At 61.3% G+C, this 26,399-nt stretch carries 21 protein-coding genes; 10 read left to right on the top strand and 11 right to left on the bottom strand.

What is annotated here, in order from left to right; all coding sequences use genetic code 11:
• Window positions 1-112: 112 nt before the first annotated feature.
• Window positions 113-478: a hypothetical protein gene (locus tag V1279_RS30120; RefSeq protein WP_334443503.1), complete on the bottom strand. Its 366-nt coding sequence runs from the start codon at window positions 476-478 to the stop codon at window positions 113-115.
• A 172-nt stretch (window positions 479-650) separates the two neighbouring features.
• Window positions 651-1,670, bottom strand: coding sequence for an LLM class flavin-dependent oxidoreductase (locus tag V1279_RS30125; protein ID WP_334443505.1), 1,020 nt, complete (start codon window positions 1,668-1,670; stop codon window positions 651-653).
• Between the two features lie 383 nt (window positions 1,671-2,053).
• Here V1279_RS30125 and metF point away from each other — a divergent pair, with 383 nt between their 5' ends.
• The 3 genes from metF (at window position 2,054) to V1279_RS30140 (ending at window position 7,421) form a co-directional block, all read left to right on the top strand.
• The gene (gene metF, locus V1279_RS30130; protein WP_334443508.1) at window positions 2,054-2,968 is read left to right on the top strand and encodes a methylenetetrahydrofolate reductase [NAD(P)H]; all 915 of its coding nucleotides are present in this window, start codon (window positions 2,054-2,056) and stop codon (window positions 2,966-2,968) included.
• Window positions 2,946-6,857: a methionine synthase gene (gene metH, locus V1279_RS30135; RefSeq protein ID WP_442894838.1), complete on the top strand. Its 3,912-nt coding sequence runs from the start codon at window positions 2,946-2,948 to the stop codon at window positions 6,855-6,857. Before metF ends, metH begins: the two co-directional genes overlap by 23 nt.
• Before the next feature lie 93 nt (window positions 6,858-6,950).
• Entirely contained in the window at window positions 6,951-7,421 is a 471-nt protein-coding gene (locus V1279_RS30140; RefSeq protein ID WP_334443510.1) for a glutathione S-transferase N-terminal domain-containing protein, read from the top strand.
• A gap of 124 nt (window positions 7,422-7,545) precedes the next feature.
• Here the strand turns inward: V1279_RS30140 and V1279_RS30145 are convergent, their stop codons facing one another.
• On the bottom strand, window positions 7,546-8,178 hold the full coding sequence (locus tag V1279_RS30145) for a glutathione S-transferase family protein (RefSeq protein ID WP_334443513.1): 633 nt from the start codon (window positions 8,176-8,178) through the stop codon (window positions 7,546-7,548).
• 135 nt (window positions 8,179-8,313) lie between these two features.
• On the opposite strand from V1279_RS30145, the gene V1279_RS30150 reads away from it, so the two are divergent.
• A complete protein-coding gene (locus tag V1279_RS30150) occupies window positions 8,314-8,727 on the top strand; it encodes a DUF6636 domain-containing protein (RefSeq protein ID WP_334443516.1) in 414 nt (137 codons plus the stop codon).
• A 3-nt stretch (window positions 8,728-8,730) separates the two neighbouring features.
• Here the strand turns inward: V1279_RS30150 and drt5 are convergent, their stop codons facing one another.
• From drt5 to V1279_RS30190, 8 genes are all read right to left on the bottom strand, one after another.
• Complete coding sequence (gene drt5, locus V1279_RS30155; RefSeq protein ID WP_334443518.1) at window positions 8,731-10,248, bottom strand: antiviral reverse transcriptase Drt5; 1,518 nt, start codon at window positions 10,246-10,248, stop codon at window positions 8,731-8,733.
• 33 nt (window positions 10,249-10,281) lie between these two features.
• Entirely contained in the window at window positions 10,282-11,046 is a 765-nt protein-coding gene (locus V1279_RS30160) for a DUF6602 domain-containing protein (RefSeq protein WP_334443520.1), read from the bottom strand.
• 113 nt (window positions 11,047-11,159) lie between these two features.
• Window positions 11,160-12,665: a glycerol kinase GlpK gene (glpK, locus tag V1279_RS30165; protein WP_334443523.1), complete on the bottom strand. Its 1,506-nt coding sequence runs from the start codon at window positions 12,663-12,665 to the stop codon at window positions 11,160-11,162.
• Window positions 12,666-12,884: 219 nt separating this feature from the next.
• Window positions 12,885-13,658: an SDR family NAD(P)-dependent oxidoreductase gene (locus V1279_RS30170; RefSeq protein ID WP_334443525.1), complete on the bottom strand. Its 774-nt coding sequence runs from the start codon at window positions 13,656-13,658 to the stop codon at window positions 12,885-12,887.
• 286 nt (window positions 13,659-13,944) lie between these two features.
• Window positions 13,945-15,087, bottom strand: a complete 1,143-nt coding sequence (pimD, locus tag V1279_RS30175; protein WP_334443528.1) for a pimeloyl-CoA dehydrogenase small subunit — start codon at window positions 15,085-15,087, stop codon at window positions 13,945-13,947.
• A 261-nt stretch (window positions 15,088-15,348) separates the two neighbouring features.
• Window positions 15,349-16,539 (bottom strand): pimeloyl-CoA dehydrogenase large subunit, encoded by a 1,191-nt coding sequence (pimC, locus tag V1279_RS30180; protein ID WP_334443531.1) that lies wholly within the window; start codon window positions 16,537-16,539, stop codon window positions 15,349-15,351.
• 35 nt (window positions 16,540-16,574) lie between these two features.
• On the bottom strand, window positions 16,575-18,248 hold the full coding sequence (gene pimA, locus V1279_RS30185; RefSeq protein WP_334443533.1) for a dicarboxylate--CoA ligase PimA: 1,674 nt from the start codon (window positions 18,246-18,248) through the stop codon (window positions 16,575-16,577).
• Complete coding sequence (locus tag V1279_RS30190) at window positions 18,248-20,344, bottom strand: 3-hydroxyacyl-CoA dehydrogenase NAD-binding domain-containing protein (RefSeq protein WP_334443536.1); 2,097 nt, start codon at window positions 20,342-20,344, stop codon at window positions 18,248-18,250. The genes pimA and V1279_RS30190 overlap by 1 nt, the downstream gene beginning before the upstream one ends.
• Window positions 20,345-20,525: 181 nt before the next feature.
• On the opposite strand from V1279_RS30190, the gene V1279_RS30195 reads away from it, so the two are divergent.
• The 6 genes from V1279_RS30195 (at window position 20,526) to V1279_RS30220 (ending at window position 26,395) form a co-directional block, all read left to right on the top strand.
• The gene (locus V1279_RS30195; protein WP_334443538.1) at window positions 20,526-21,389 is read left to right on the top strand and encodes an IclR family transcriptional regulator; all 864 of its coding nucleotides are present in this window, start codon (window positions 20,526-20,528) and stop codon (window positions 21,387-21,389) included.
• A gap of 69 nt (window positions 21,390-21,458) precedes the next feature.
• Window positions 21,459-22,256, top strand: coding sequence for an ABC transporter ATP-binding protein (locus V1279_RS30200; RefSeq protein ID WP_334443540.1), 798 nt, complete (start codon window positions 21,459-21,461; stop codon window positions 22,254-22,256).
• Window positions 22,253-22,966, top strand: coding sequence for an ABC transporter ATP-binding protein (locus V1279_RS30205; RefSeq protein ID WP_334443542.1), 714 nt, complete (start codon window positions 22,253-22,255; stop codon window positions 22,964-22,966). Before V1279_RS30200 ends, V1279_RS30205 begins: the two co-directional genes overlap by 4 nt.
• Before the next feature lie 11 nt (window positions 22,967-22,977).
• Window positions 22,978-23,856 (top strand): branched-chain amino acid ABC transporter permease, encoded by an 879-nt coding sequence (locus V1279_RS30210; RefSeq protein ID WP_334443544.1) that lies wholly within the window; start codon window positions 22,978-22,980, stop codon window positions 23,854-23,856.
• Window positions 23,857-23,858: 2 nt separating this feature from the next.
• Window positions 23,859-24,872: a branched-chain amino acid ABC transporter permease gene (locus V1279_RS30215; RefSeq protein ID WP_334443546.1), complete on the top strand. Its 1,014-nt coding sequence runs from the start codon at window positions 23,859-23,861 to the stop codon at window positions 24,870-24,872.
• A gap of 293 nt (window positions 24,873-25,165) precedes the next feature.
• Window positions 25,166-26,395 carry an ABC transporter substrate-binding protein gene (locus V1279_RS30220; RefSeq protein WP_334443548.1) on the top strand — a complete coding sequence of 410 codons (1,230 nt, stop codon included), beginning with the start codon at window positions 25,166-25,168 and terminating at the stop codon, window positions 26,393-26,395.
• The last annotated feature ends 4 nt before the right edge of the window (window positions 26,396-26,399 follow it).

Genomic DNA, 26,399 nt, shown 5'->3' on the forward strand with positions numbered 1-26,399 from the left:
CCAGCGAGCTGCGAGTTGCGCGGCATTAATGGTGCAGCGGATACGGATATGATACGGATATTATGAAAGCGGTACTCGCGGCGTTATCAGCCGGCGTACGCCCCCTCTCCGATCACCACCGGCCGTGCCAGCCCCACCCTGGACGCGGACCCCATCCTGGACGCGGACCCCACACGGGACGCGGACCCCACACGGGCCGCGGGCGCCAAACTGGCCCGCCCCAAGCATAGGCGCCGCGCCATCCCGGACGCACGGGGCGCGGGCCCCAACCGCCATAGGCGCCCCATCTCGGACCCGGACGCCACACGCAGCGACCCCAGGCGTTGCAGACCCAGCGGACCTGCTCGACATCAGCGGCCTGGCGTGAGATCTGGTCGGCCTGCGGAAGCCCGTTCGGCATCGCGGCGGAAGCTGAGCCGGCGGCAAGCATAACGCCGCCGAGGGCGGCCAACCCAACAACTGCAGATTTCAGTTCCATGGTTTTTCTCCTTGGCTGGGAGACTTCAACAACTCCTTTGACAACGCTTGGTTGCTTCTGAGGCTCGAACAAACGCAGGCATGCAGATCAGGAATGCTGAAAAAGCAGGAATGCTCAAGAGCAGGAATGCTCAAGAGAATGAGATACAGATTCGCAGAAAAGTTATCACGATCTAGGCGGCGGCTTTCTTGCTCGGCCCGAACGCTTCCGCGAGCAGGCTGTACGACTTCTTCCGCGCATCGTGATCGTAGACGGCAGTGATGATCATCAATTCATCCGGCTGACTTGCCGTAATCATCGGCTGCAGCTTCGCCAGGATCGTCGCCGGACTGCCGACGAACAGCCGCGAGCGGTTGCGCGCAACGGAAGCGCGTTCGGAATCCGTATAACTGTAGGCCTGCGCTTCCTCGACACTGGGCAGTGGCAGATACTGGCCGCGGTCGCGTCGCAGGCGGTTGAGGTCCATCGAGGTCGCGAGTTGTTCGGCTTCCGCATCGGTTTCGGCGGCAACGGCTGCGATCGCGAGGATGCCATGTGGCGTGGTACGCCAACCGGACGACTTGAAATGGTCGCGGTAGTTGGTCATCGCCGCGATCGCGTCATAGGACGCGAAATGATGCGCGAACGCGAAGCCCATGCCGACCTGTGCGGCCAGCTCCGAACTGTAATCGCTCGAGCCGAGCAGCCAGATCGGCGGCAGCGGCGTGTCGTCCGGCATCGCCACCACATTGTTATAGGGATGACCGGGTGGGAAATCGCGGGTCTCCCACAACACCAGCTCACTCAGCCGCTCGAGGAAATCATCGCCCTCGCGGCGATCGAGCCGGCTGCGCAGTGCGTGCGCGGTGGCGCCATCGGTGCCGGGCGCGCGGCCGAGGCCGAGATCGATACGGCCGGGAAACAACGCCTCCAGCATCTTGAAGCGCTCGGCCACCACCAGCGGCGCGTGGTTGGGCAGCATCACGCCGCCGGAGCCGACGCGAATGTTCTTCGTCACCGCCGCGATCTGCCCGATCATCAAATCGGGCGCGGGACTGGCCACCGAGGCCAGGTTGTGGTGCTCGGCGAGCCAGTAGCGGACATAGCCGAGTTCATCGACATGGCGCGCCAGATCGATGCTGTTCTGCAACGCCGCGGCGGGTCTTGTGCCTGTGGTGACGACGGAAAGGTCGAGGACTGAAAGCGGGATCATGGCGCTAAACTAGTGCGGCGAGCGAAGCCGACAAAGGCCTGGCTGGCGCAGGTCAGGCCCGCGCTTGTGGGGAATAGGGAGTGTCGCATCGCAGACCGTGAGTGGGACGATTTGTGATATATTCAAGAATATACGCGTTTGCCCACCATCTTTCACGCTCGACCAGATCCCAACCCATCCTTAATTAACTGGTTTTGCTATATAATTATTTCATTGACCGTTGCCCAACACACTTCTTAGTCGGTCAATATTTCGTATATTTCTGTTCTTATTGGGCCATTTCCCATCGCTGATGGGCTGTTTGACCGGCCCTGCTTGGCTTATTTTAGCTGACGGCCGCTAGGCCTGTGCCTGTCCATTTCTGTGGAGCTTTTGTAAGTGTCATGACCGAAGTTTCGCCTCCCGCTTTCGACGGCCATCGCGCGCTGCATTCGCCCAAGATCTCCTTCGAGTTCTTTCCGCCCAAGACGGAAGAGATGGAGCGCAGCCTGTGGGAGACCATCAACCGGCTGGCGCCGCTGACGCCGAATTTCGTGTCCGTGACCTATGGCGCCGGGGGTTCGACCCGCGAGCGCACCCATTCGACCATCGCCCGCATCCTGAAAGAGACCCGCCTGATACCGGCGGCACATCTGACCTGCGTCGGGGCGCCGAAGGGCGAAATCGACGACGTGGTGGCGCGCTACCACGAGATCGGCGTCCGCCACATCGTGGCGCTGCGCGGCGATCCGACCACCGGCATCGGGACCGCCTACCATGCCCACCCGGACGGCTATCAGAGTTCGCCCGACCTGATCGAAGGCATCAAGAAGCGCTATCCCGATATCGAGATTTCGGTTTCGGCCTATCCCGAGAAGCATCCGGAGAGCCCGACCATCGATGCCGACATCGACACGCTCAAGGCCAAAGTCGACGCCGGCGCGACGCGTGCCATCACGCAGGTGTTCTTCGATAACGACCTCTACTTCCGTTATCTCGATCGCGTCCGCGCCCGCGGCATCGATATTCCGGTCGTCCCCGGCATCATGCCGATGCACAATTTCAAGCAGGCGCGCAGCTTCGTGACGCGCGCGGGCACGACGGTGCCGGGTTGGCTGGCGGACAAGTTCGAAGGGCTCGACGACGATGCCGAGACCCGCAAGCTGGTTGCCGCCACCGTTGCGGCCGGCCAGGTGCAAAAGCTCGCCAAACACGGCGTCGATACCTTTCATTTCTACACCATGAACCGCGCGGACCTCGTGTTTGCGATCAGCCATCTATTGGGCATCCGTCCCAATGGCGCACAGAAAGCTGCCTGATCCGATGACCGCCAAGATCTCGTCCAAGATTTCGCCCAAGCGAACCGCCCTGCTCGCCGCCGCCCGCGAACGCATCCTGGTGCTCGACGGTGCCATGGGCACCATGATCCAGGGCCTGCAATATGACGAGGCCGCGTTTCGCGGCGCACGCTTTGCCGACTTCCATCGCGACGTCCGCGGCAACAACGACCTGTTGATCCTGACGCAGCCGAAGGCGATCGAGGACATCCACGCCGACTATCTGCGCGCCGGCGCCGACATCGTCGCAACCAACACGTTCTCCTCGACCTCGATCGCACAGGCCGACTACGACATGTCGGACCTCGCCTACGAACTCAACCGCGACGGCGCGAGGCTTGCGCGCGCGGCCGCCGAACGCGTCAGCGCCGAGGACGGCAAACAGCGTTTCGTCGCAGGCGCGCTGGGCCCGACCAACCGCACCGCTTCGATCTCGCCCGACGTTTCCAACCCCGGCTACCGCGCCGTCACCTTCGACGATTTGCGCAAGGCCTATGGCGAGCAGATCAACGGTCTGCTCGACGGCGGCGCCGATCTGCTGCTGGTCGAAACCATTTTCGATACGCTGAACGCCAAGGCGGCGCTGTACGCAATTTCGGAAATCGCCGAAGAACGCGGCATCGACGTGCCCGTGATGATCTCCGGCACCATCACCGACAAGTCGGGCCGGCTGCTCTCGGGGCAATTGCCGGAAGCGTTCTGGAACTCGGTGCGGCACGCAAAACCGATCACGATCGGATTCAACTGCGCGCTCGGCGCCGAGGACCTGCGCGCGCATATCGCCGACATCGGCCGCGTCGCCGACACGCTGGTGTGCGCCTACCCGAATGCGGGCCTGCCCAACGAGTTCGGCCAGTATGACGAGACACCGGAATATATGGCGCGGCTGATCGGCGAGTTTGCCGAGAGCGGCCTCGTCAATATCGTCGGCGGCTGCTGCGGCACCACGCCGGACCATATCGCGGCGATTGCCGCCGCGGTCGCGCCGCACAAGCCGCGCGTTGTCCCCACGATCGAGCCAAGGCTGCGGCTTTCGGGGCTGGAGCCATTCGAGCTGACGCCGGCGATTCCCTTTGTGAACGTCGGCGAGCGCACCAACGTCACCGGCTCGGCGCGGTTCCGCAAGCTGGTCACCGCGGGCGATTACACCGCGGCGTTGCAAGTGGCGCGCGACCAGGTCGAGAACGGCGCCCAGATCATCGACGTCAACATGGACGAGGGCCTGCTCGATTCCGAAGCCGCGATGGTGACCTTCCTCAACCTCGTCGCCGCCGAGCCCGACATTGCGCGCGTGCCCGTGATGGTCGATTCCTCGAAATTCAACGTGATCGAGGCCGGCCTGAAATGCGTTCAGGGCAAGCCGGTCGTGAACTCGATCTCGATGAAGGAAGGCGTGGAGAAATTCGTCCACGAGGCCCGCATCGCGCGCCGTCATGGCGCCGCCGTGGTGGTGATGGCGTTCGACGAGGTAGGACAGGCCGATACATTCGCGCGCAAGACCGAAATCTGCAAGCGCGCCTATGACATCCTGGTCGACGAGGTCGGCTTTCCGCCTGAGGACATCATCTTCGATCCGAATATCTTTGCGATCGCGACCGGGCTGGAAGAGCACAACAATTACGGCGTCGACTTCATCGAGGCGACGCGCTGGATCCGCCAGAACCTGCCGCATGCGCATATTTCCGGCGGCGTCTCGAACCTGTCGTTCTCGTTCCGCGGCAACGAGCCGGTGCGCGAGGCCATGCATTCGGTGTTTCTCTATCATGCCATTCATGCCGGCATGGACATGGGCATCGTCAATGCCGGGCAGATGATCGTCTATGACGACATCGACCCCGAACTCCGCCAGGTGTGCGAGGACGTCATCCTCAACCGCGACCCCGGCGCGTCCGAGCGGCTTTTGGCGCTCGCCGAAAAATTCCGCGGCAAGGAGAAGCAGACCAGGGAGCAGGACCTCGCCTGGCGCGAATGGCCGGTCGAGAAACGGCTGAGCCACGCCCTGGTGCACGGCATCACCGAATTCATCGAAGCGGACACCGAAGCCGTGCGGCTGACGGTCGAGCGGCCGCTGAACGTGATCGAAGGCCCGCTGATGGCCGGCATGAACATCGTCGGCGATCTCTTCGGCGACGGAAAAATGTTCCTGCCGCAGGTGGTGAAGTCGGCCCGCGTGATGAAGCAGGCGGTCGCCTATCTGATGCCGTTCATGGAAGAGGAGAAGGCGCGCAACCTCGCCAATGGCGTCGTGGGTGACGGCCGCAACGCCGCCGGCAAGATCGTGCTCGCCACGGTCAAGGGCGACGTCCACGACATCGGCAAGAACATCGTCGGCATCGTGCTGCAATGTAACAATTTCGAGGTGATCGACCTCGGCGTCATGGTGCCGGCCAACAAGATCATCGAAACCGCCAAGGCGGAAGGCGCCGATATCATCGGTCTGTCCGGCCTGATCACGCCCTCGCTCGACGAGATGAGTTTCCTGGCCGGCGAAATGGAGCGGCAGGGCATGAAGATGCCGCTGTTGATCGGCGGCGCCACCACCAGCCGCGTCCACACCGCCGTGAAGATCGACCCGAACTACAGGGGTGGCCCGGTGGTGCACGTCAACGACGCCAGCCGCGCGGTCGGCGTGGCGTCGTCGCTGCTCTCGCCCGACCGGCGCGAGGCCTATGCCGCCGACATCCGCGCCGAATACGCCAAGATCTCCGCGGCGCATTTCCGCGCGCAGGCGGACAAGAAGCGGCTGAAGCTCGCGGATGCGCGCGCCAACGCGGTTAAGGCCGACTTCGCAAAAACGCCGCCGAAGAAGCCGGCCTTCCTCGGCATCAAGAGTTTTGACGCCTACGATCTCGCCGAACTCGCCGAATACATCGACTGGACGCCGTTCTTCCAGACCTGGGAATTGACCGGGCGTTTCCCCGCCATCCTCGACGATCCCAAGATCGGCGAAGTGGCGCGTTCGCTCTATGACGACGCGCGCAAGATGCTCGACCTCATCGTCAAAGAAAAGTGGTTCAAGGCGAGCGCCACCATCGGCTTCTGGCCCGCCAACGCCGACGGCGACGATATCGCCGTCTATGCCGACGACAGCCGCAAGCAAAAAATCGCGACCTTCCACACGCTGCGCCAGCAACTGGAGAAGCGCGAAGGCCGCTTCAACGCCGCGCTGTCGGACTTCATTGCGCCTGTAACCTCCGGCGTGCCGGACTATGTCGGCGCCTTCGTCGTCACCGCCGGGATCGGCGAGGACGCCGTCGCCGACCGCTTCAAGAACGCCAATGACGATTACTCCTCGATCCTGTGCAAGGCCTTGGCCGATCGTCTCGCGGAAGCGTTCGCCGAGCGGATGCACCAGCGCGTCCGCAAGGAATTCTGGGGTTACGCGCCGGACGAGGCGGCTTCGCCCGACCAGCTCATCCTGGAGCAATATGCCGGCATCCGCCCGGCACCCGGCTATCCCGCGCAACCCGATCACACCGAGAAGGCAACGCTGTTCCGCCTGCTCGATGCGGAGAACACCGCCGGCGTGAAGCTGACCGAGAGCTTTGCGATGTGGCCGGGCTCGTCGGTGTCGGGGCTTTATTTCTCTCATCCCGAGAGCTTCTATTTCGGCGTTGGCAAGATCGAGCGCGACCAGGTCGAGGACTACGCCGCGCGCAAGGGCATGAGCGTCGCCGAGACCGAACGCTGGCTGGCACCGGTGTTGAATTACATTCCCTCGCAGGTGCAGGCTGCGGCGAAGGAGCCGACGCCCGCGCCGATCGCGACCGTCCCCGCCAACGACGTTACCTCCAAGGATTTGGCCTCGCATCCGCCCGGCTGCGCCTGCGCCGTGCATCTGGCCTGGCGGAAGAAGGCCGTGGGGGCCTGACTTGTCAGCACCGGGCTTGACCCGGTGATCCATCTCACGAAGATGGATGGATGCGCGGGTCAAGCCCACGCATGACGAGTGCGTGGAGCCCGCATGAAATTCTTCTCCTTCTGGCGATCGCTGGCGAGTTTTCGCGTGCGCATCGCGCTCAATCTGAAAAACGTCCCTGTTGATGTCGTGTTCGTCGACCTCGACGCCAACGCGCATCGCGATCTCGAATATCGCCGCATCAATCCGCAGATGGCGCTGCCGGCGCTGGTCGAGGATGACGGCACCACGCTGTTCCAGTCGCTCGCCATCCTCGAATATCTCGACGAGAAATACCCCGCCCCGCCGCTGCATCTGCATGGTCGGCCACGTCACCGCCGCGCTGAACCAGCAGATCGACCTTGCGGCATGGCCGACGGTGATGCGCATTTTCGAAACCGCGATGGCGCTGCCGGCATTTGCAAGAGCGCATCCGCTGGCGCAGCCGGACACGCCGGAGGCGATGCGGCCGAAGGCCTGAAAGCGAGGCTGGCCGCCCGGCGGCGCGAATCCCCGGACGCGCCGCACCCGGCCTGAAAAAAAACGCGAAAACAACCCCATGCAAAGTAGGATTGTGCCTGCGGCTCACGCTCGCGCGAGCGCAGCCGCCGCGGCAAGACGAAAGGCTCCGCGGTCGTGGCCCGGCCCGACCCCGCCGAGCTCAATCGCCGCTCGGCGGCGCCAGCGGCTGCACGATTTCCTGGAACGGCGGCAGCGCCTCGCAAGCGGCCGAATGCGCCTTCAGCGCGGGATAGCGCGCGTCGAACAGCGCCGGATGCGCCTCGCCGGTGAAGCGCAACACGCAACCAACCGCGATATCGGCATGGCCGATGCGCTCGCCGGACCAATACGGCGTCTTGACTGCCGCGCGCTCCTTTTCCAGCACCTCCAGCACGCCCGCGATCTGCGACTTGCAGCGCTCGACCCAGAGATCGAGTTGCTTCTCCTTCCGCAGCACGCGCTCGTACAGCAGGCTCACGCCCTTGTCGCCGAGCCCCATCGCCAGCGCGCAAATCCGCTGGTGCCGCCGTCGCGCTTCGCCGCTCCGCGCGATCATCGCCTTGTCGAGGCCGACGCGATCGTCGAGATAATCCAGGATCATCGCGCTCTCGATCAGTGCCTCGCCGCTATCAAGCACCAGCGTCGGCACCCGCCGCAGCGGATTATATGGTGCGATCTTGTCGGCGTCGCCGAAGGTCGACCACGGCTTGTGCTCGAAGGCGAGACCATACAGCCGCATGGCGATGGCGACGCGGCGGACGAAGGGGGAGTCGTATTGGCCGATCAGGATCATGGGGAATTCACTTTCCACTCGTCATGGCCGGGCTTGACCCGGCCATCCATCTACTTTGAAGTGATCATATTGAAGGCGGATGGATGCCCGGATCAAGTCCGGGCATGACGTTCTTAGCAAATCGTGAGCACCGATATGTGTCGCCCTCTCCTCTTCGCTCTCGCCTTCGTGATCCTCAGCGCCACAGCCCACGCCCAATCCGGCCCCATTGGCTTCCAGTCGCCGTCCAAGAACATCGCCTGCCAGTATTTCGACTACGACAAGCAGAACATCCTCCGCTGCGACATCGCCGCAATGGAAACCAAGCCGCGACGGTCCGCCGATTGCGAGCTCGATTACGGCGGCGCCTTCGAGGTGAACGCCAAGGGCCCCGCCATGCGCCTCTGCCACGGCGACACCGTGATGGACAAATCGCTGCCGGTGCTCGGTTACGGCGAGGCGTGGCAGCGCGGCGGGTTTACGTGCAAATCGGAGCCGACGGGCGTGACGTGCTTCAATACGGATCGTCGCGGGTTCTCGTTGGCAAAGGCGAGGCAGGAGATGTTTTGAGGGTCAAGGAAGACTCGAGACAATTTCGGCGATTACACCATTCACGCTCGATGCGTTCTTGAAATAGTTTAGCACATAGTTTCGTGACGCCTTCTTCTTCGCCCGAGAACCCACCGCCGCCGACCAGGCGAGCCAATCCGATTTTCCTTCCTTGAGCTGCTCTTCCCTCAATTCGGGTAAGCCAAACCTCATTTCTGGAATTTCCAGAATTTTGGCTTTTGTTATGGGTGTTGCCCAAGAGTGGGTGTAGAGCTGGATCAACAAATCGCCAGCTGAACTCGTATTAAGCAGGTAATCTTCCAGCATCATACCCAGCCAAAAGAGCTGATATTCAGGAACAATCGACGTTCCCTTGAGGTAATCCAAAACCAGCTTGGCAAGACTCTCGCTATCGGAGATGTTTCGAGAGAATACGTAGACGTTTTTTGCTAAGTTTGGGAATTCCTTTAGAAGGTCACCAAATCTGGCGAGAACATCTGATGAATGCGCTCCCATCAATGCAAGGACAAGTTCAGCATCTTCCTCTTCTAAGTGAGGCTGAGCCAACATTTCTTTCAGCAAGGAGATTTCCTTCGGCGTAAGCGCTCGAATGATTTCCGTCTCTTCGATTTCGGCGTCGTAACCTCTAACTATTAGCCGCCGTCGCTTTTTCAGGAGACCCTTTCTGACGGCAGACACCTTTTCCTCAACGTCAACACTCGCTTTCTCAATATTGATTGTTTTGGCTGGATTTACCGAAAGCCCTTTTTGACCCAACAGGTCTTGGATCATGTAAAAATCGGCCAGAAGATCCTCTCGGGAATCACTAAAAAGGGCAATATCATCCATGAACCTGACTAGACGGGACGATTTGAGCCGATTTGAGTTATCAATGAATTTGAGAAAATCGTTGCCTATCATTTTGCTTGGATAGATTCCTTGTGGGAGACAATCCACACTCCGTCCTGAATTTATCTCTCGCAGAAATTTTCCAAGCAGCGCGGCATCATCGCCGGATGCACCTCTTTCATCAAACCAACTTACTAAGTCATGATGATATATAGAGTTGAAATATGAGGCGACGTCAAAACTGATCCCAAACTTATATATCGTGCTATACTCATTTATGGCTCCGCGGAATGCTCTGTACGATGATGTCGCGTCCAGAGGTATGCCCTTCTCGAACCGATAACCGTAGCACTCCCTTTCTGAAGAGTGTGACTTTCGGAATAGCGCCCGGTTCCTAAAAACAAGGTCATATAAAAAAATTTCTGCAATTGGGTCGAGCTTGAACGTTCTTCGCAGGTGCCAACCTGCCTTCATTGCAAAAACTCGCTTCTGAGGAAGAAAAGACGGCCCAGATGAAGTGCTGACCGAAGTGGCGTCACCCTTGTGTCCGAATTCCAAGATTCTCTTGAAGCCGGCTTCCGCCAAGATCTTGTTGGTCCTCAGGGGGAAAAGCGTTCGCTGATAGTCTTCAAGAAAGAAACTTGCCGATGAATAGGTCGGTTTCTTAATGGCCAATTTAGTCATCTTGGCCATTGGCCACCCTCGCTGAAATCTATCGCAGCAATATTAATTGAGCTTCGACCAAGCTCTACTTGCATGCGCCATGTAACGATAGAATGGAGTCTCCGCCCGCCTGCCATTTTCTCGTTGGATGAAATTCAAAATTGAGAAATAGAAGTTGCTTATGGCGCCCCCGTGATCATCCTCCAATCGACCAACGTTCGCGGAGATATTCAGAAGGCCTCTGTTGAGTACATACACCGAATCGATCAAATGCTCGCTTCCGCAAATGGAGCGAATTCGTTCCGCCTCGCGCTTCATCCAATCCTTTTCCGATAAATCGGATCCGTAAGCAAAGAGACAATGATAGTAACGAGCGATATTCACCTTCTGCGGTGCGTCGCCAACGTCGACGCCCCCCAAAGTCCGATCAAATGGCCTGAGCTGCCGAAGCTTCTTTGCAGCAATCACAGACTTCTCGATTTCATTCTTGCTAAGCGTTGTTTTTACCTCAACGCTGGCCAACAAGGCCTCTGCCGGCAAAATGCTCGACTGATCGGCGTTCAGCGCAAAATTGATGCTTTGATTGTAGAACATTAGATCGAGTTGCGGGCTGACGGAGCCCACCAGATCGACGACCTCGCCCTCGACGACCGCGAAAGCTTTTGGAATCCGCTCTCTAAAGAATTGGCGCAACGATTCTTCTCGGCTGGTTCCTTTATTTCCCCGATGAACGATAGAACTGCTTTTCTTGAGGGCTATTCCGAACTCCTCCACGGCCGCGCCGAACCGAGAATTCAAGAACGGCGATCTTGGCAATGGTCTTCCCACGTTTCCCCTCCCACGTTTACTTCAACTATTAGCTGTATTACGCACTACTTACGTGGGTCAAGCGGGTATGTAGGATTATAGATCCCAGGTGTTGCGGCGTTTTCGAGTTCTCTTCACCCCTCCCCCTCATCGCTCGCGAGCACGCCCTTCACTGCCCTCGCCCAGCCCGCCAGCTTTCGCTCCCGCGTCGCCTTGCTCATCGCCGGCTTGAAGCGATGCTCGAGCCGCCAGTTGTCGGCGAATTTTGCCGGCTCGGGATAGACGCCTGCATTCAACCCCGCGAGATAGGCGGCCCCTAACGCCGTGGTTTCCTGGATCATCGGGCGATCGACGGGAGCGTCGAGCAAGTCCGCAAGGCGCTGCATGGTCCAGTCCGACGCCGTCATACCGCCGTCGACGCGGAGCACGATGTTGGCGGCGGTCGCATCCGGCCAGTCGGCGCGCATTGCGGCCCAGAGGTCGAAGGTCTGGTAGCAGACGCTTTCCAGCGCGGCGTGCGCGAGTTCGGCGGGGCCGGTGTTGCGGGTGAGGCCGAACAGCGCGCCCCGCACCCGCGGATTCCAGTAGGGTGCGCCTAAGCCAACGAAGGCCGGCACCAGATAGACGCTCTGCATGGAATCGGATTTGTCGGCGAGCGGGCCGGTTTCGGACGCCTGCTTGATGATGCCCAGCCCATCGCGCAGCCATTGCACAGCGCTTCCTGCGACGAAGATCGAACCTTCCAGCGCGTAGGTGCGCTTGCCGTTCAACTGATAGGCAATGGTCGTGAGCAGCTTGCTCTTCGAGGCGACCGGCGTGGCGCCGGTGTTGAGCAAAGCAAAACAGCCGGTGCCGTAGGTCGACTTGATCATGCCGGGCGTGAAACAGGCCTGGCCAATGGTCGCGGCCTGCTGGTCGCCAGCGATGCCGGATATTGCGATCGGGCCGCCGAACAAGTCAGGCACGGATTCACCGAACTTGGCGGAGGAGTCCTTGACCTCGGGCAGCATCGAGCGGGGCACGCACAGGATCTTCAGGAGTTCGTCGTCCCACTCGCCGGTATGGATGTTGAACAGCAGCGTGCGGCAAGCATTGGTGGCGTCGGTCGCGTGCACCTTGCCGCCGGTCAGCCGCCAGAGCAGGTAGCAATCGACGGTGCCGAACATCAGCTCGCCACGGCCAGCGCGTTCGCGCGCGCCCGGGACGTGGTCCAGGATCCAGGCGACTTTGGTGCCGGAGAAATAGGGATCGATGATCAGGCCGGTCCTGGCCGAAATTGCCGGCTCGTGGCCTTCGGCCTTCAGCTTGGCGCAGATGTCGGCGGTGCGGCGGTCCTGCCAGACGATGGCGCGATGCACGGCCTGCCCCGTGGCGCGGTCCCACACCACTGTGGTCTCGCGCTGGTTGGTGATGCCGATCGCGGCGATGTCCTTTGCCGTCAGGCCGGCCTTTTCCAGCGCCTCGCGGCAGACCGTCACCGTCGAGGTCCAGATGTCCTCCGGCTCGTGCTCGACCCAGCCGGATGCCGGGAAATGCTGCGGGAATTCCTGCTGCGCGGTCGCGGCGATGGAGATGTCGCTGCGGAACACCATGGCGCGCGAGGAGGTGGTGCCCTGATCGATGGCCAGCACAAAGGACATGACGTTGCTTCCCCGGGAAGTTTTGGTTGCGCAAGAGGCAAGCGGATTGGGAGGCGGAGGTCAATATCTCCGTCGTCGTCCCGGCCATCTCCGTCGTCGCCCCTGCGAAAGCAGGGGCCCACAACCACCGGCGATCATTTTGCGAAGAGTGTCTGCCATCTCGTTTCAATCGAGGGCGCAACGCGGTATGGGTCCCTGCGTTCGCAGGGACGACAGGAGCTACACCGATGCTGTCGTCACGCCGCCATCGACCACGATGGTCTGGCCGGTCATGAAGGTCGACGCATCGGAGGCCAAATAGGCTACCGCGCCTGCGATTTCGTCTGGTTCGCCGATGCGGCGCAGCGGAGTCGTGGCGGTGCGGCGCTTGAGGTTATCGGGGTCTTCCCACAGTGCGCGGGCGAAATCGGTCTTGACCAGGCCAGGTGCCACGCAATTGATGCGGACGCCCTTCGGGCCCCATTCGCCGGCAAGGCTGCGGCACAGCGCGAAATCTGCGGCCTTTGAGATGCCGTAGGCGCCGATCACGGTGGAACCGCGCAAGCCCCCGATGGAGGAGATGATCACCACCGAGCCGTTGCCGCGCTCCGCCATTTGCGGGATCGCGAGCGCGCAGAGCCAGATGTTGCTCTTGACGTTAGAGCCCATGATCTTGTCGAAGGCCTCGTCCTTGATGTCGAGCAGCGGGCCGTAATACGGGTTCACCGCGGCGTTGCAGACGAGGATGTCGACCTTGCCGTAGTGCTTCGTGGTGCCCGATATCAGCGCCTCGACTTCCTCGCGGCGCGAGATGTTGCAGGCAATGACATGGGCGTCGCCGCCGGCCTTTTTGATGCCGTCGGCGACCTCGTTGCAGGCGTCCGCCTTGCGGCTGGAGATCACGACTTTTGCGCCGAGTTTTGCGAGCAGTTCGGCCGAAGAGCGTCCGATGCCGCGGCTGGAGCCGGTGATGATTGCGACCTTGCCGGTGAGATCGAACGGGGTGTTTTTCACTAGATGTGCTCCCTCTTTGTTGTTTTCGCTTGCCGTTCTCTATCCGTCATGGCCGGGCTTGACCCGGCCATCCACGACTTTCTTCGCCGCCAAGACGTGGATGCCCGGGACATCTAGCGCGAAGACGCGCTTCGCGCTTTTGCCCGGGCATGACGACTTTCGTGTAGCTGCAGTCGCGTGACTTACGGCGATCAGCGTGTAGCCCGGATGGAGCGAAGCGCAATCCGGGGCAGTGTTAGAGTGGTCCCGGATTTCGCTTCGCTCCATCCGGGCTACGGCGAAAGACTTACACCAGTCCGCCCGCGTCGGTGACGCGGCGGAGGTGGTAGTCGGTGTCGCCAAAGGTGTTTTCAATCATGGTCAGTCGCTTGAAGTAGTGGCCGATCTTGGCTTCCTGGGTCATGCCGATGCCGCCGTGAAGCTGGATCGACTGCTGGCCGATGAATTTTCCGGACTTGCCGATCTGCACCTTGGCGGCGGCGACCGCGGTCGCGCGCTCCTTGGCATTGTCGAAATCGGCGGCCATGGTCGCGAACATCGACATGCTGCGGGCCTGTTCGAGCGCCACGAACATGTCGGCGGCACGATGCTGCAGGGTCTGGAAGCTGCCGATCGGCACGCCGAACTGCTTGCGGGTCTTGAGATATTCGACCGTGCTCTTCAGCGATTCATCCATCGCGCCGACCGCTTCCGCGCACATCGCGGTGCGGGCCTCATCAACCACGCGCTCGATCAGCGGTAGGCCGTTCTCGGGATCGCCGATTGCGGCGTCTGCGCCGACCTCGACGCCGGTGAAGGTGATGTCGGCGGCATGCAGGCCGTCCTGGGTCGGATAGCCCTTGCGGGTAACGCCCTTGGCGCTCGCCGGCACGATGAACATGCCGATGCCGCTGCGATCACGCTGCGCGCCCTTGGTGCGCGCGGTCACGATCAGGGTGTCGGCGTTCTCGCCGTTGAGCACCACAAATTTTTCGCCGTCGATGACCCAGCCCGAACCCTTCTTCTTGGCTGATGTCGCGACATCGCCGAGATCGTAGCGCGAGTTCTTCTCGAGCTGCGCGAAAGCAAACGTCTTGCTGCCGTCGATGATGCCGGGGATGTGCTGGGCTTTCTGCTCGGCCGAACCGCCATGGCGCAGGAAGCCGCCGCCGATCACCACGGTTGCGAGATACGGCTCCAGCACCAGCGCCTTGCCGAGCGCCTCCATCACGATCATGGTTTCGACCGCACCGGCGCCAAAGCCGCCGTCGGCTTCGGCGAAGGGCAGGCCCAGCAAGCCCTGCTCGGCAAGCCTGCCCCACACGGCCTTGCTCCAGCCGCCCTTCTCCTTCTGGTACTTCTTGCGCGCATCGAAATCGTAGGAGTCGGTCAACAGACCGTCGATGCTTTCCTTGAGAAGGCGCTGCTCCTCGGACAAATCAAAATCCATGTTCTTTTGCTCTCTCAAATCATGCCTGAGGCATGGAAAATCGAACGAACCCGTAGGATGGGTAGAGCGAAGCGAAACCCATCGCACTGTTCGGACTTGTTGTGATGGGTATCGCTTCGCTCCACCCATCCTACGAAGTGACTCTCGATCGTCATCCCCGCGGAGGCGGGGATCCAGTAATCACCGGCGCGTCGTAGGCCATAGCCGCCGCGGCGTACTGGGTCCCCCGCCTGCGCGGGGGACGACACTATTGGTGCAGCACTACAGCCCCAGCACCGCCTTGGTGATGATGTTGCGCTGGATCTCGTTGGAGCCGCCGTAGATCGAGACCTTGCGGTTGTTGAAGTAGCTCGGCGCGATCTGGGCGGTCCAGTCCATGGTCTCGTTGGAGCCGTCATCGCCATGCACGTCGTAGGGTGCTGCGAACGGGCCGATCACTTCCATCAACAGTTCGGTGGTGGTCTGCTGGATTTCCGAACCCTTGATCTTCAGCACCGAGGACGCCGGGTTGGGCTTGCCCTTGCCGTGCTTGCCCTCGTCGGCGACGACGCGGAGCTGCGTGAGCTCGAGCGCCTTCAGCTCGATCTCGCAGGCCGCCAGCTTCTCGCGAAAGCCCTGGTCCTCGATCACGGGCTTGCCGTTCGATTCAACCTTGGAGGCGAGATCCTTGATGCGGCGCAGCCGCTCCTTGGAGACGCCGACGCGGGCGATACCGGTGCGCTCGTTGCCGAGCAGGAACTTTGCGTAGTCCCAACCCTTGTTCTCCTCGCCGATCAGATTCTCGACCGGCACCTCGACGTCGTCGAAGAACACTTCGTTGACCTCATGGCCGCCGTCGATGGTCTCGATCGGACGCACGGTGACGCCCTTCGACTTCATGTCGAACACAATGAAGGAGATACCCATCTGCTTCTTCGCATTGGTGTCGGTGCGGCACAGGCAGAAGATCATGTCGGCGTGCTGGGCCAGCGTGGTCCAGGTCTTCTGGCCGTTGATGATGTACCTGTCGCCCTTGCGCTCGGCCTTGGTTTTCAGCGAGGCAAGATCGGAACCCGAGCCGGGCTCCGAAAAGCCCTGGCACCACCAGTCGTCGACATTGGCGATGCGCGGCAAATACTGCTGTTTCTGCTTCTCGTTGCCGAAGGTGTAGATGACGGGGCCGACCATGCTGACGCCGAAGGCGAGCGGCGCGGGAGCTGGATGCATCTGCAGCTCTTCGTTGAAGATGTATTGCTGCACGGAGGTCCAGCCCGTTCCGCCATATTCCTTCGGCCAGTGCGTGACGCCCCAACCCTTCTTGTTCAGGATGCGCCACCAGGCGACCATCTCGTCCTTGGAGAGGTGACGGCCCTCGACCATCTTGCGCCGCGTTTCCGGCGGCACGTTGTCCCTGAAGAAGCTGCGCACTTCCTCACGAAACGCCATTTCTTCCTTGCTGAAAGCGAGATCCATCGGATCCTCCTGTGAGCGAATGAATTACACTCTGACTAAGCGACGTCTTTCTTGATGTTTGCCTGCCGCGGAGATTGCTGCATGCGCAACTCGTGGCGCGACAGTTTTCCGACCGGCGTGCGCGGCAGTTCGTCGACGAACTCGACCGCCGCCGGAATCTCGTGCTTGCCGAGCTTGCCGGTGAGGAAGGCGCGCAATTCATCGAGCGTGAAGGGCTTGGCGCTGTCGCGCAGCTTGATGAAGGCCTTCGCCGCCTCGCCGCGGTAGTCGTCGGGAATGCCGATCACGATCACTTCCTGCACGGCGGGATGGGTGTAGATCGCCTGCTCGATCATCTGCGGATAGACGTTGAAGCCGCCGGAGATGATCATGTCCTTCTTGCGGTCGACCAGATAGAAATAGCCGTCGGAATCCATGTAGCCGATATCGCCGGTGAGGAAGCGGTCGCCGACGAAGGCTTCCGCGGTTTCCTTCGGCCGGTTCCAATAGCCCTTGGTGACGTTCGGACCGCGGATGCGGATTTCGCCGACCTCGCCCACCGGCATCAATTTGGTCGGGTCTTCCAGCGACACCACGTCCATCTCGATGCCGGGCAGCATCAGGCCGATCGAGCCGGGTTTGTCCGGCCCTTCCTTGGGGTGACCGGTGCCGGGCGAGCAGGTCTCGGTCATGCCCCAGCCGCTCTTCAGCTTCATGCCGACCCTGCGCTCGAAAATTTTTGCGACCTCGACCGGCAGCGGCGCGCCGCCGGAGCCGCAGGACACCAGCGAGGACAGGTCGCGCTTGTCGAGATCGGGAAGTGCTGCGATCGCAATCCACATCGTCGGCACGCCGGGAAACACGGTGGCGCGCTTGACTTCGACGTCGCGCATGACCGCTTCGACATCAAAACGCTGGTGTAGCGAGATCAGATGGCCGCGCCGGATAGCGGAGAGCAGCACCACGGTCAACGCGTAGATGTGGAACAGCGGCAGCACGCAGATCACGCGCTCGATCGCGTTGCGCTCGAGGCGCGCCGGCCTGCCCCAGACATCGTAGACCGACACCGCCGAGGTCAGATTGCCGTGGCTCAGCATCGCGCCCTTGGGCAATCCGGTGGTGCCGCCGGTATATTGCAGCAGCGCGACGTCATCGGCACTGATGGCAGGCCATTGCGCCGGTTTGGTCGCGCCGTCGGTGAACTGCTTGTGGGTGATGATGGCGGGATTATCGGGCAGCGCCGTCTGCGGTGTGCCGGCCTTGCCCCAGTGATCGTCCTCGCAGACGATCAGGCGATCGAGCAAACCCTTGTCCAGGAATTTCAGCGCGGTCGGCAACAACGCCGACAGATTGCTGGTGACCAGCACGCGTGCGCCGGAATCGGTGAGCTTGTGCGACAGCGCGATCTCGCCGTCGAGCGGCGACAGATGCACGATTCGGGCGCCTGCCTTCAGCGCGCCGAAGAAATTGATCGGGTGATCCGGCGAGTTGCCGAGGAACAGCGCGACCGAACTGTTCTTGCCGTAGCCGGCGCGAAGGAAGGCGCTGGCTGCTTTCTCGACCACCGCTTCGAGTTCGCTATAGCTGATCGGCCGGTCGCGAAATTCAATCGCCGGCCGCGACCCGAACTCGGCGGCCGCTGCCGACAACAGGTCGGGCAGCGTGCCGCGCGCGATCGGATCGTCCCAGCGGACGCCTTCCGGATAGAACTGCTCTCCGGGACGCCCCATCAAGCCGCTTTCGACTGCGCGGCCAGCGACGCAAAGGTCTTGCCTTCGGCGGCGAGGCGCTTGAGCAGCGGCGCCGGTTCGAGCGAGGGATCGTTGGTCTCCTTGGCGTAATAGGACAGGCGATCGGCGATGTGCTTGAGGCCTACCTGGTCGGCATAGAACATCGGGCCGCCGCGATAGATCGGCCAGCCATAGCCATAGAGCCAGATCACGTCGATGTCGCTCGGACGCGCCGCGATGCCTTCTTCGAGTATGCGCGCACCCTCGTTGATCATCGGGTACATCATGCGCTCTAAAATTTCGTCATCGCTAACGACGCGCTTCTTGCGCCCCAGGCGCTGCAGCGTCTCGTCGATCAGTTTTTCGACTTCCGGATCCGGCAGCGCCGCGCGCGACCCTGCTTCATATTTATAGTAGCCCTTGCCGGTCTTCTGGCCGAAACGTCCGGCCTCGCACAACGCGTCGGCGATTTCCGACTTGATGCCGCGGTCCTTGCGCGAACGCCAGCCGATATCGAGGCCGGCGAGGTCGCTCATCGCGAACGGCCCCATCGGCATGCCGAACTTGGTCACCACGGCATCGACCTGCTGCGGCAACGCACCTTCGAACAGCAGCTTTTCCGACTGCTTGCCGCGCTGGGCCAGCATGCGGTTGCCGACGAAGCCATCGCAGACGCCGACCACGGCCGGCACCTTTGCGATCTTGCGCGCGATCGAAACGGCGGTCGTCAGCGCGTCCGGCGCGGTCTTGTCGGCGCGCACGATCTCGCACAGCTTCATCACGTTGGCCGGCGAGAAGAAGTGCATGCCGAGCACGTCCTGCGGACGCTTTGTCACTTTCGCGATCTCGTCGATGTTGAGGTACGAGGTGTTGGAAGCCAGCACGGCGCCGGGCTTGGCGTGCTTGTCGAGCGCCTCGAACACCTCCTTCTTGACCGCCATGGTTTCGAACACGGCTTCGATCACAAGGTCAGCATCCCTAACGTTCTCCAGGCCGACCACGCCCGTGATCAGGCCCATGCGCTTGGCCGGGGCATCGGCGGGGATGCCGCCGCGCGCGGCGGTCGCCTCGTAGTTCTTCTGCATCACGCCCATGCCGCGCTTGAGCTGCTCTTCGCCGGTCTCGATCAGCGTGACCGGGATACCGGCATTGGCGAACGACATCGCGATACCGCCGCCCATGGTGCCGGCGCCGATGATGGCGACACGTTCCACGGGACGCGGCTTGGTTCCCTCGGGCACGCCGGCGATCTTGGCGGCTTCGCGCTCGGAGAAGAAGGCGTAGCGCTGCGCCTTGGACTGGTCGCTGGCGACGAGCTTGAGAAAACCTTCGCGCTCCTTCTTCAAGCCTTCATCGAACGGCAGCTCGATCGCGGCGCGGACGGCATCTGCGGCCGCGAACGGCGCTTCCAGCCCGCGCGCCTTCTTGGTCAGGGCTGCGACCGCGTTGGTGAAGATCGAAATGTCTGCCTTGGCGGCCGCGAGCTTGGAATCGTCATCGCGCAACTTGCGCAGCGGACGCTTCTCCGCCAGCACCTTGAGCGCGAAGGCTTCGCCGCCTGTCGCCGGACCTTCGACGATCTCCTCGATCAGGCCATTCTTGAGCGCTTCCGCCGCGCCGATCGGATCGCCGCTGACGATCATCTTGACTGCGAGTTCGGGGCCGACCGCGCGTGGCAGGCGCTGCGTGCCGCCGGCGCCGGGCAGAAGGCCGAGCTTCACTTCGGGCAGGCCGAGCTTCGCTTCCTTGGTCGCGACGCGATAGTGGCATGCCAGAGCGACTTCGAGGCCGCCGCCGAGCGCGGTTCCGTGGATGGCGGCAATGATCGGCTTCGGCGAGTTCTCCATCAGGACAAGCACTTCGGCGAGACCGGGCGGTTTCGGCGGCTTGCCGAATTCGGTGATGTCGGCGCCGGCGATGAAGGTGCGGCCGTCGCAGGTCAGCACGATCGCCTTCACTTCCGGATCAGCGATCGCAGCCTTCATGCATTCGAAGATGCCGCCACGCACCGCGGCGCTCAGCGCGTTGACGGGAGGACTGTTGACCGTGACGATGGCGATGACGTCATGACGCTCGAGTTTTACCACTTCGCTCACGGGACTCTCCCTGGATCGTTTGTTCTCTGGATCGTTTGTTCTTGGATGCCGCTCGACTTGCGTTGAGTGGCTACGGTCGATTTTGCCAATTTCGCACTGCGAAATTTAATTCCACACCTTGACACGGAGGGTTATTTTGAAGCACGTCCGTTGTCAACGAGCTCATCAGCAGTAGCGGGTAATGAAGCGTCCAGGGAAAAAGGTGGCGACCGATCGCAGCTTCGTCGTCGCGCTTTCCCGCGGACTTGATGTGTTGCGCGCATTTCATCCCAACGACGGGCTTCTCGGCAATCAAGAACTCGCCGCCCGTACCAATTTGCCGAAGCCAACCATTTCCCGGCTGACCTACACCCTGACCAAGTTGGGCTATCTTACACCCGTTCCGCGTTTCGAAAAGTATCAGCTCGCACCGTCAGCCATGGCGCTGGGGTATGCCGCGCTGGCCAATCTCGGCGTTCGGCATTTGTCCGAACCCTATCGTGAAGAACTGATGCGCGAGACCGGCGGGGCCGTCGCCGTCGGCGGACGCGATCGTCACAGCATGATCTATTTCGGGCAGAGCCGTACCGGGCTACTCGGCGTACAGCTCGACGTCGGTTCGCGCGTACCGATCGCGACTACCGCGATGGGGCGCGCCTATATCTGGGCGCTGCACGAGGATGAGCGCGCCACCTTGTTGCGCGAACTGCGCGATCACTACGGCAATCGCTGGCCCAAAATGCGCGACGGCATCGAGCGCGCGGGCGAAATGCTCGCGCGTTACGGATTCACCATCTCCGCAGGCGAATGGCAGGAGGATGTGCACGCCGTAGGTGTGCCGCTGAAGCTCAACGACGGAACCGGACCGTATGCCTTCAATTGCGGCGCGCCTGCTTTCCGCTTCACGGAAGATAGCTTGATCAACGACATTGGACCTCGCCTTGTCACGATGGTAAGGAACATCGAGGCAGCGTTGGGCGGCGCGGCCCCGCAATCCAAAAAAACAGAAAACAAGAAGTTGAAAGCAGGAGGAAAAGTTGCACGTTTGTCCGAGGGGATCAGATAGCTTTCATCACGACTGGCGAAAATCTTCGCGTGGTCATTCCCGCTCCGTTATCCACGCGGGCGAGACGCGATGACGCAGGCCCAGCTCGCGCAGGGAAATGCTCCCCTGCTCGCGGTTCACGACGTCAGCGTCGTGTTCGGCGGCATCATCGCGCTGAACGGCGTGTCGTTTAACATGCACAAGGGAAATATCCTTGGACTGATCGGCCCGAACGGCGCCGGCAAGACGACGTTGTTCAACTGTCTCTCCAGGCTCTATCAGCCGAGCTCCGGCGATATCCTGATGGAAGGCGCGAGCATCCTGACGCGGCCGCCGCACCGGATCGCCGAGATCGGCATCGGCCGCACCTTCCAGAACGTCGCGCTGTTTCCCAATCTCTCGGTGCTCGACAACGTTCGCGTCGGCACCCATTCCCGTTCCAACAGCGACATCATCAGCGACTCCCTGCGACTGGGCTGGGTGCGCCGTGGCGAGGCCGAACTCAACAGGCACGTCCACGAGATCGTTAGCTATCTCGGCCTCGATGACGTCGCCCACACCATCGTGTCCGGCCTGCCGTTCGGCACCCAGAAGCGCGTCGAACTGGCGCGCGCGCTGGCCGCCGATCCAAAGATCCTGCTGCTCGACGAACCTGCCGGCGGTCTCAATCACGAAGAAGTCCACGTGCTTGGCGACCTGATCAAGCGCATTCGCGACGAGCGTCACATGACGGTGCTGCTGGTCGAACATCACATGGGTCTGGTGATGTCGATCGCCGACCACGTCGTCGCACTCAACTTCGGCCGCAAGCTCGCCGAGGGAACACCGGCCCAGGTCCAGGCCGACCCGGATGTCATCAAAGCCTATCTGGGGAGCAAGGACCAATGACCGCGATGCTTAACGTCAAGGATCTCCGCGCCTATTACGGCCAGGTCCAGGCGCTTCATGGCTTAAGCTTCTCCCTCAACGAGGGTAGCCTGACCACGCTGTTAGGCGCCAACGGCGCCGGCAAGACCACCACCTTGCGAGCGATCTGCAACATGGTGCGTTCGACCGGAGCGATCGAGTTTGAGGGCAAGCCGCTCTCCGGCAAATCGACCGAAAACGTCGTCCGTCTCGGCATTGCGCATGTGCCGCAGGGCCGCGGCACCTTCACCACCATGACGGTGGAGGAAAACCTGCAGTTGGGGGCCATCACCCGCAACGACAAGAAGGGCGTGGTGGCCGACATCGAGCGTATGTACGAGCACTTCCCGGTGCTGAAGGAACGGCACACTCAGCAGGCCGGCACGCTCTCGGGCGGCGAGCAGCAGATGCTCGCGGTCGCCCGCGCGCTGATGCTGCGCCCACGGCTGATGCTGCTGGACGAGCCGTCGTTCGGCCTGGCGCCCTTGATCGTGCGCGACCTGTTCAAGATTCTCGGCAAGATCAACCGTGAGGAAAAGGTCACCATTCTGGTGGTGGAGCAGAACGCGCAGCTTGCGCTGGAGCTCGCGGACAAGGCCTACGTCATTGAAACCGGACGTGTCGTGATGTCGGGAAGCGCTGCCGAAATCGCGAATAACGAAGATGTCCGTAAATCCTATCTCGGTTATTGAGGAGCGCAGCCGTGGAACTTTTTATCAACCAAGTCCTGGCTGGCATTGCCACAGGTGCGATCTATGCCTGCATGGCGCTCGCCGTTGTGATGATCTACCAGGCGATCGACCATCTCAATTTCGCTCAGGGCGAAATGGCGATGTTCTCGACATTCATCGCCTGGCAGCTGATGCAATGGGGGGTGCCGTATTGGTGGGCTTTCCTTCTCACGCTGGCGTTCTCGTTCGCAGGCGGCATCGCCATCGAGCGTATGTTGTTCAAGCCGCTTGCCAAGGCGCCGATCCTGACCAATGTCGCCGGTTTCATCGCATTGTTTGCGATCGTCAACAGCGTCGCCGGGCTGACCTGGGACTTCACGATCAAGCAGTTTCCGACACCGTTCGGATCCGCGCCCTTTCTCGGCAGTCAGCTGATCTCGACCCATCAGGCCGGCATGATCGGCGTCACGGTGGGATTGCTGATCCTGCTCTATCTGTTCTTTCAGTTCACCCGGATTGGCCTTGCGATGCGCGCGGCCGCATCGTTGCCGGAATCGGCACGGCTGGTCGGCATCAACACCAGCTGGATGATCGCGCTTGGCTGGGGCATGGCGTCCGCGATCGGCGCGATCGCCGGCATCCTGATCGCACCTGTCGTGTTCCTGGAGCCCAACATGATGGGCGGCGTGCTGATCTACGGGTTTGCCGCGGCCGTCCTCGGCGGCCTGACCAGCCCGCTCGGAGCGGTGGTTGGGGGCTTTCTGGTCGGCGTGTTCGAGAATCTCGCCGGGACCTATATCCCCGGCGTCGGCAATGAATTGAAATTGCCGATCGCGCTGGCGCTCATCATCACCGTATTGGTTCTCAAGCCGGCGGGCCTGTTTGGCCGGCCCATCGTGAAGCGAGTTTGATCATGAGCGCAGTTGAGGAAGTCACAAACGAAGCATCGGCGGTCGAGGCAGTCCCCAAGAGAGCCATGACGCTGGGCTACGGCACCTCGCTCGTGGTGCTGGGGTTGTTGATCATCGCACCGATGTTCTTGAAGAATTTCTTCGTCTTCCAGCTGACGATGTTGCTGATCTACGCGCTGGCGGTTCTGGCGCTGAACATCCTGACCGGCGGCAGCGGCCAGTTTTCGTTGGGCCAAAGCGCCTTCTACGCGGTCGGCGCCTACACCTCCGCCATTCTGATGGAGCATATGGGCGTGAACTACGCCCTGACATTGCCCATTGCCGGCATTATCTGCTTTGGCTTCGGGTTCTTGTTCGGTCAGCCGGCGTTGCGCTTGAGCGGCATCTATCTGGCGCTGGCGACCTTTGCGCTGGCGGTGGCAATGCCGCAATTGCTGAAGCTCGGCTTCTTCGAGCACTGGACCGGTGGTGTGCAGGGGCTGGTCGTGACCAAGCCCGATGCGCCGTTTGGCCTGCCGATATCCCAGGACAGGTGGCTGTATTATTTCACGCTCGTGGTCGCGATCGGGATCTACATCGCTTCGGTCAACCTGCTGCGTTCCCGTTCGGGCCGCGCCTTCATGGCGATCCGCGACAACGAGATCGCGGCCTCCGCGATGGGCGTCGACGTCGCGCTGTACAAGACGCTGGCGTTCGGCGTCTCGGCCGGAATCACCGGCGTCGCCGGCGGTCTCGGCGCCATCGCGGTGCAGTTCGTGGCACCGGACGGCTACACCATCACGCTCGCGATCTCGCTGTTCCTCGGCATGGTCGTCGGCGGCGTCGGCTGGCTGCCGGGCTCGATCGTCGGCTCGGCCTTCATCATCTTCGTGCCGAATATCGCCGAAAGCATTTCGAAGGGCCTCTCCGGCGCTGTGTTCGGCGTGCTTCTGTTCCTCGTCATCTTCCTCGTGCCGCACGGCGCCAGGCAGGTCGCGATCGTTGCCCAGCAACTGATCGGAAAACTGAAGAAGTAATCTCAGCCACCGGCTTCGCGCCGATCGAGCAACTTCAGATGATGCGCTTCAAGGGCGAGAGATGGGATATGTTCGGTGAAGTCATCAATGGCGAACTCAGTCATTAACCAATATTCCGCCGGACGGTAGTTTCCCGGAGGATCAGACTAAATATCGCCTCCCGCGACGCCGTCGCGGGGGGCTTTTTGTTGCTGGACGCTACTGAAAGGTATTCAATGCTCCTCAAGAGCCGCCAAGCGCTCCAATCAAAAAGAAGATGACACATTCATTCGTGATCCCAGGGAGATCAAAAAATGTCCGTTATCAACTTGCGCTTGGGAGCCTTTTCGGCGGCCCTCGCATTGCTTGCTGCAACCAGCAGCGGCGCGCTTGCGCAGAAAAAATACGACACCGGCGCGTCCGATACCGAAATCAAGATCGGCAACATCATGCCCTACAGCGGACCGGCGTCCGCCTATGGCGTGATCGGCAAAACCGCGGAGGCCTACTTCAGGAAGGTCAACGCCGAAGGCGGCATCAACGGCCGCAAAGTCAACTTCATCAGCTATGACGACGCCTACAGCCCACCGAAGACAGTCGAACAGGCACGCAAGCTGGTCGAGAGCGATGAAGTCCTGCTCATCTTCAATCCGCTTGGTACGCCGCCGAACACGGCGATCCAGAAATACATGAACACGAAGAAGGTACCGCAACTGTTCGTGGCCACCGGCGCCACCAAGTGGAACGACCCGAAGGAATCCCCCTGGACCATGGGTTGGCAGCCCAACTACCAGAGCGAGGGGCGGGTCTACGCGCAGTACATTCTCAAGGAGAAGCCGAACGCCAGGATCGCTGTCCTGTACCAGAACGACGACTACGGTAAGGACTATCTAAAGGGCATGAAGGACGGCCTCGGCGCCAAGGCCGCCTCGATGATCATCATTGAGGAAAGCTACGAGGTGACTCAACCAACCATCGATTCCAACATCGTCAAACTGAAATCGCTCGATGCCGACGTATTCTTCAACGTCACCACGCCGAAGTTTGCGGCGCAGTCGATCAAGAAGATGAACGAGATCGGCTGGAAGCCGATGCACTTCCTCAACAGCGTCTCCGCTTCGATCGGCAGCGTCATGAAGCCGGCCGGCTTTGAGAATTCGCAAGGCATCATCTCCTCGCTGTACCTCAAGGATCCGGCCGACGCGGAGTGGAAGAACGATGCGGGCATGAAAGCCTGGAATGAATTCCTCGATAAGTATTACCCCGAGGCCAATCGTGTCGACTCATTCGTGATGTATGGTTATACGGTGGCACAAACCCTAGAGCATGTGCTGAAGTCTAGCGGCGACAACCTGACCCGGGAAAACGTCATGAAGCAGGCCGCGAGCATCAAGAATCTCGAACTCGGAGGCCTGCTGCCAGGCATCAAGATCAACACGTCGGCGACCGATTTTGCTCCAATCTCGCAAGTGCAACTGATAAGGTTCAAGGGCGACACCTGGGAACGCTTCGGCGAGATTCTCTCCGGCGACGTCGGCGGCTAACGCG

It is taken from the genome of Bradyrhizobium sp. AZCC 1610 (assembly GCF_036924515.1).
In the GTDB taxonomy this organism is placed as follows: Bacteria; Pseudomonadota; Alphaproteobacteria; order Rhizobiales; family Xanthobacteraceae; genus Bradyrhizobium.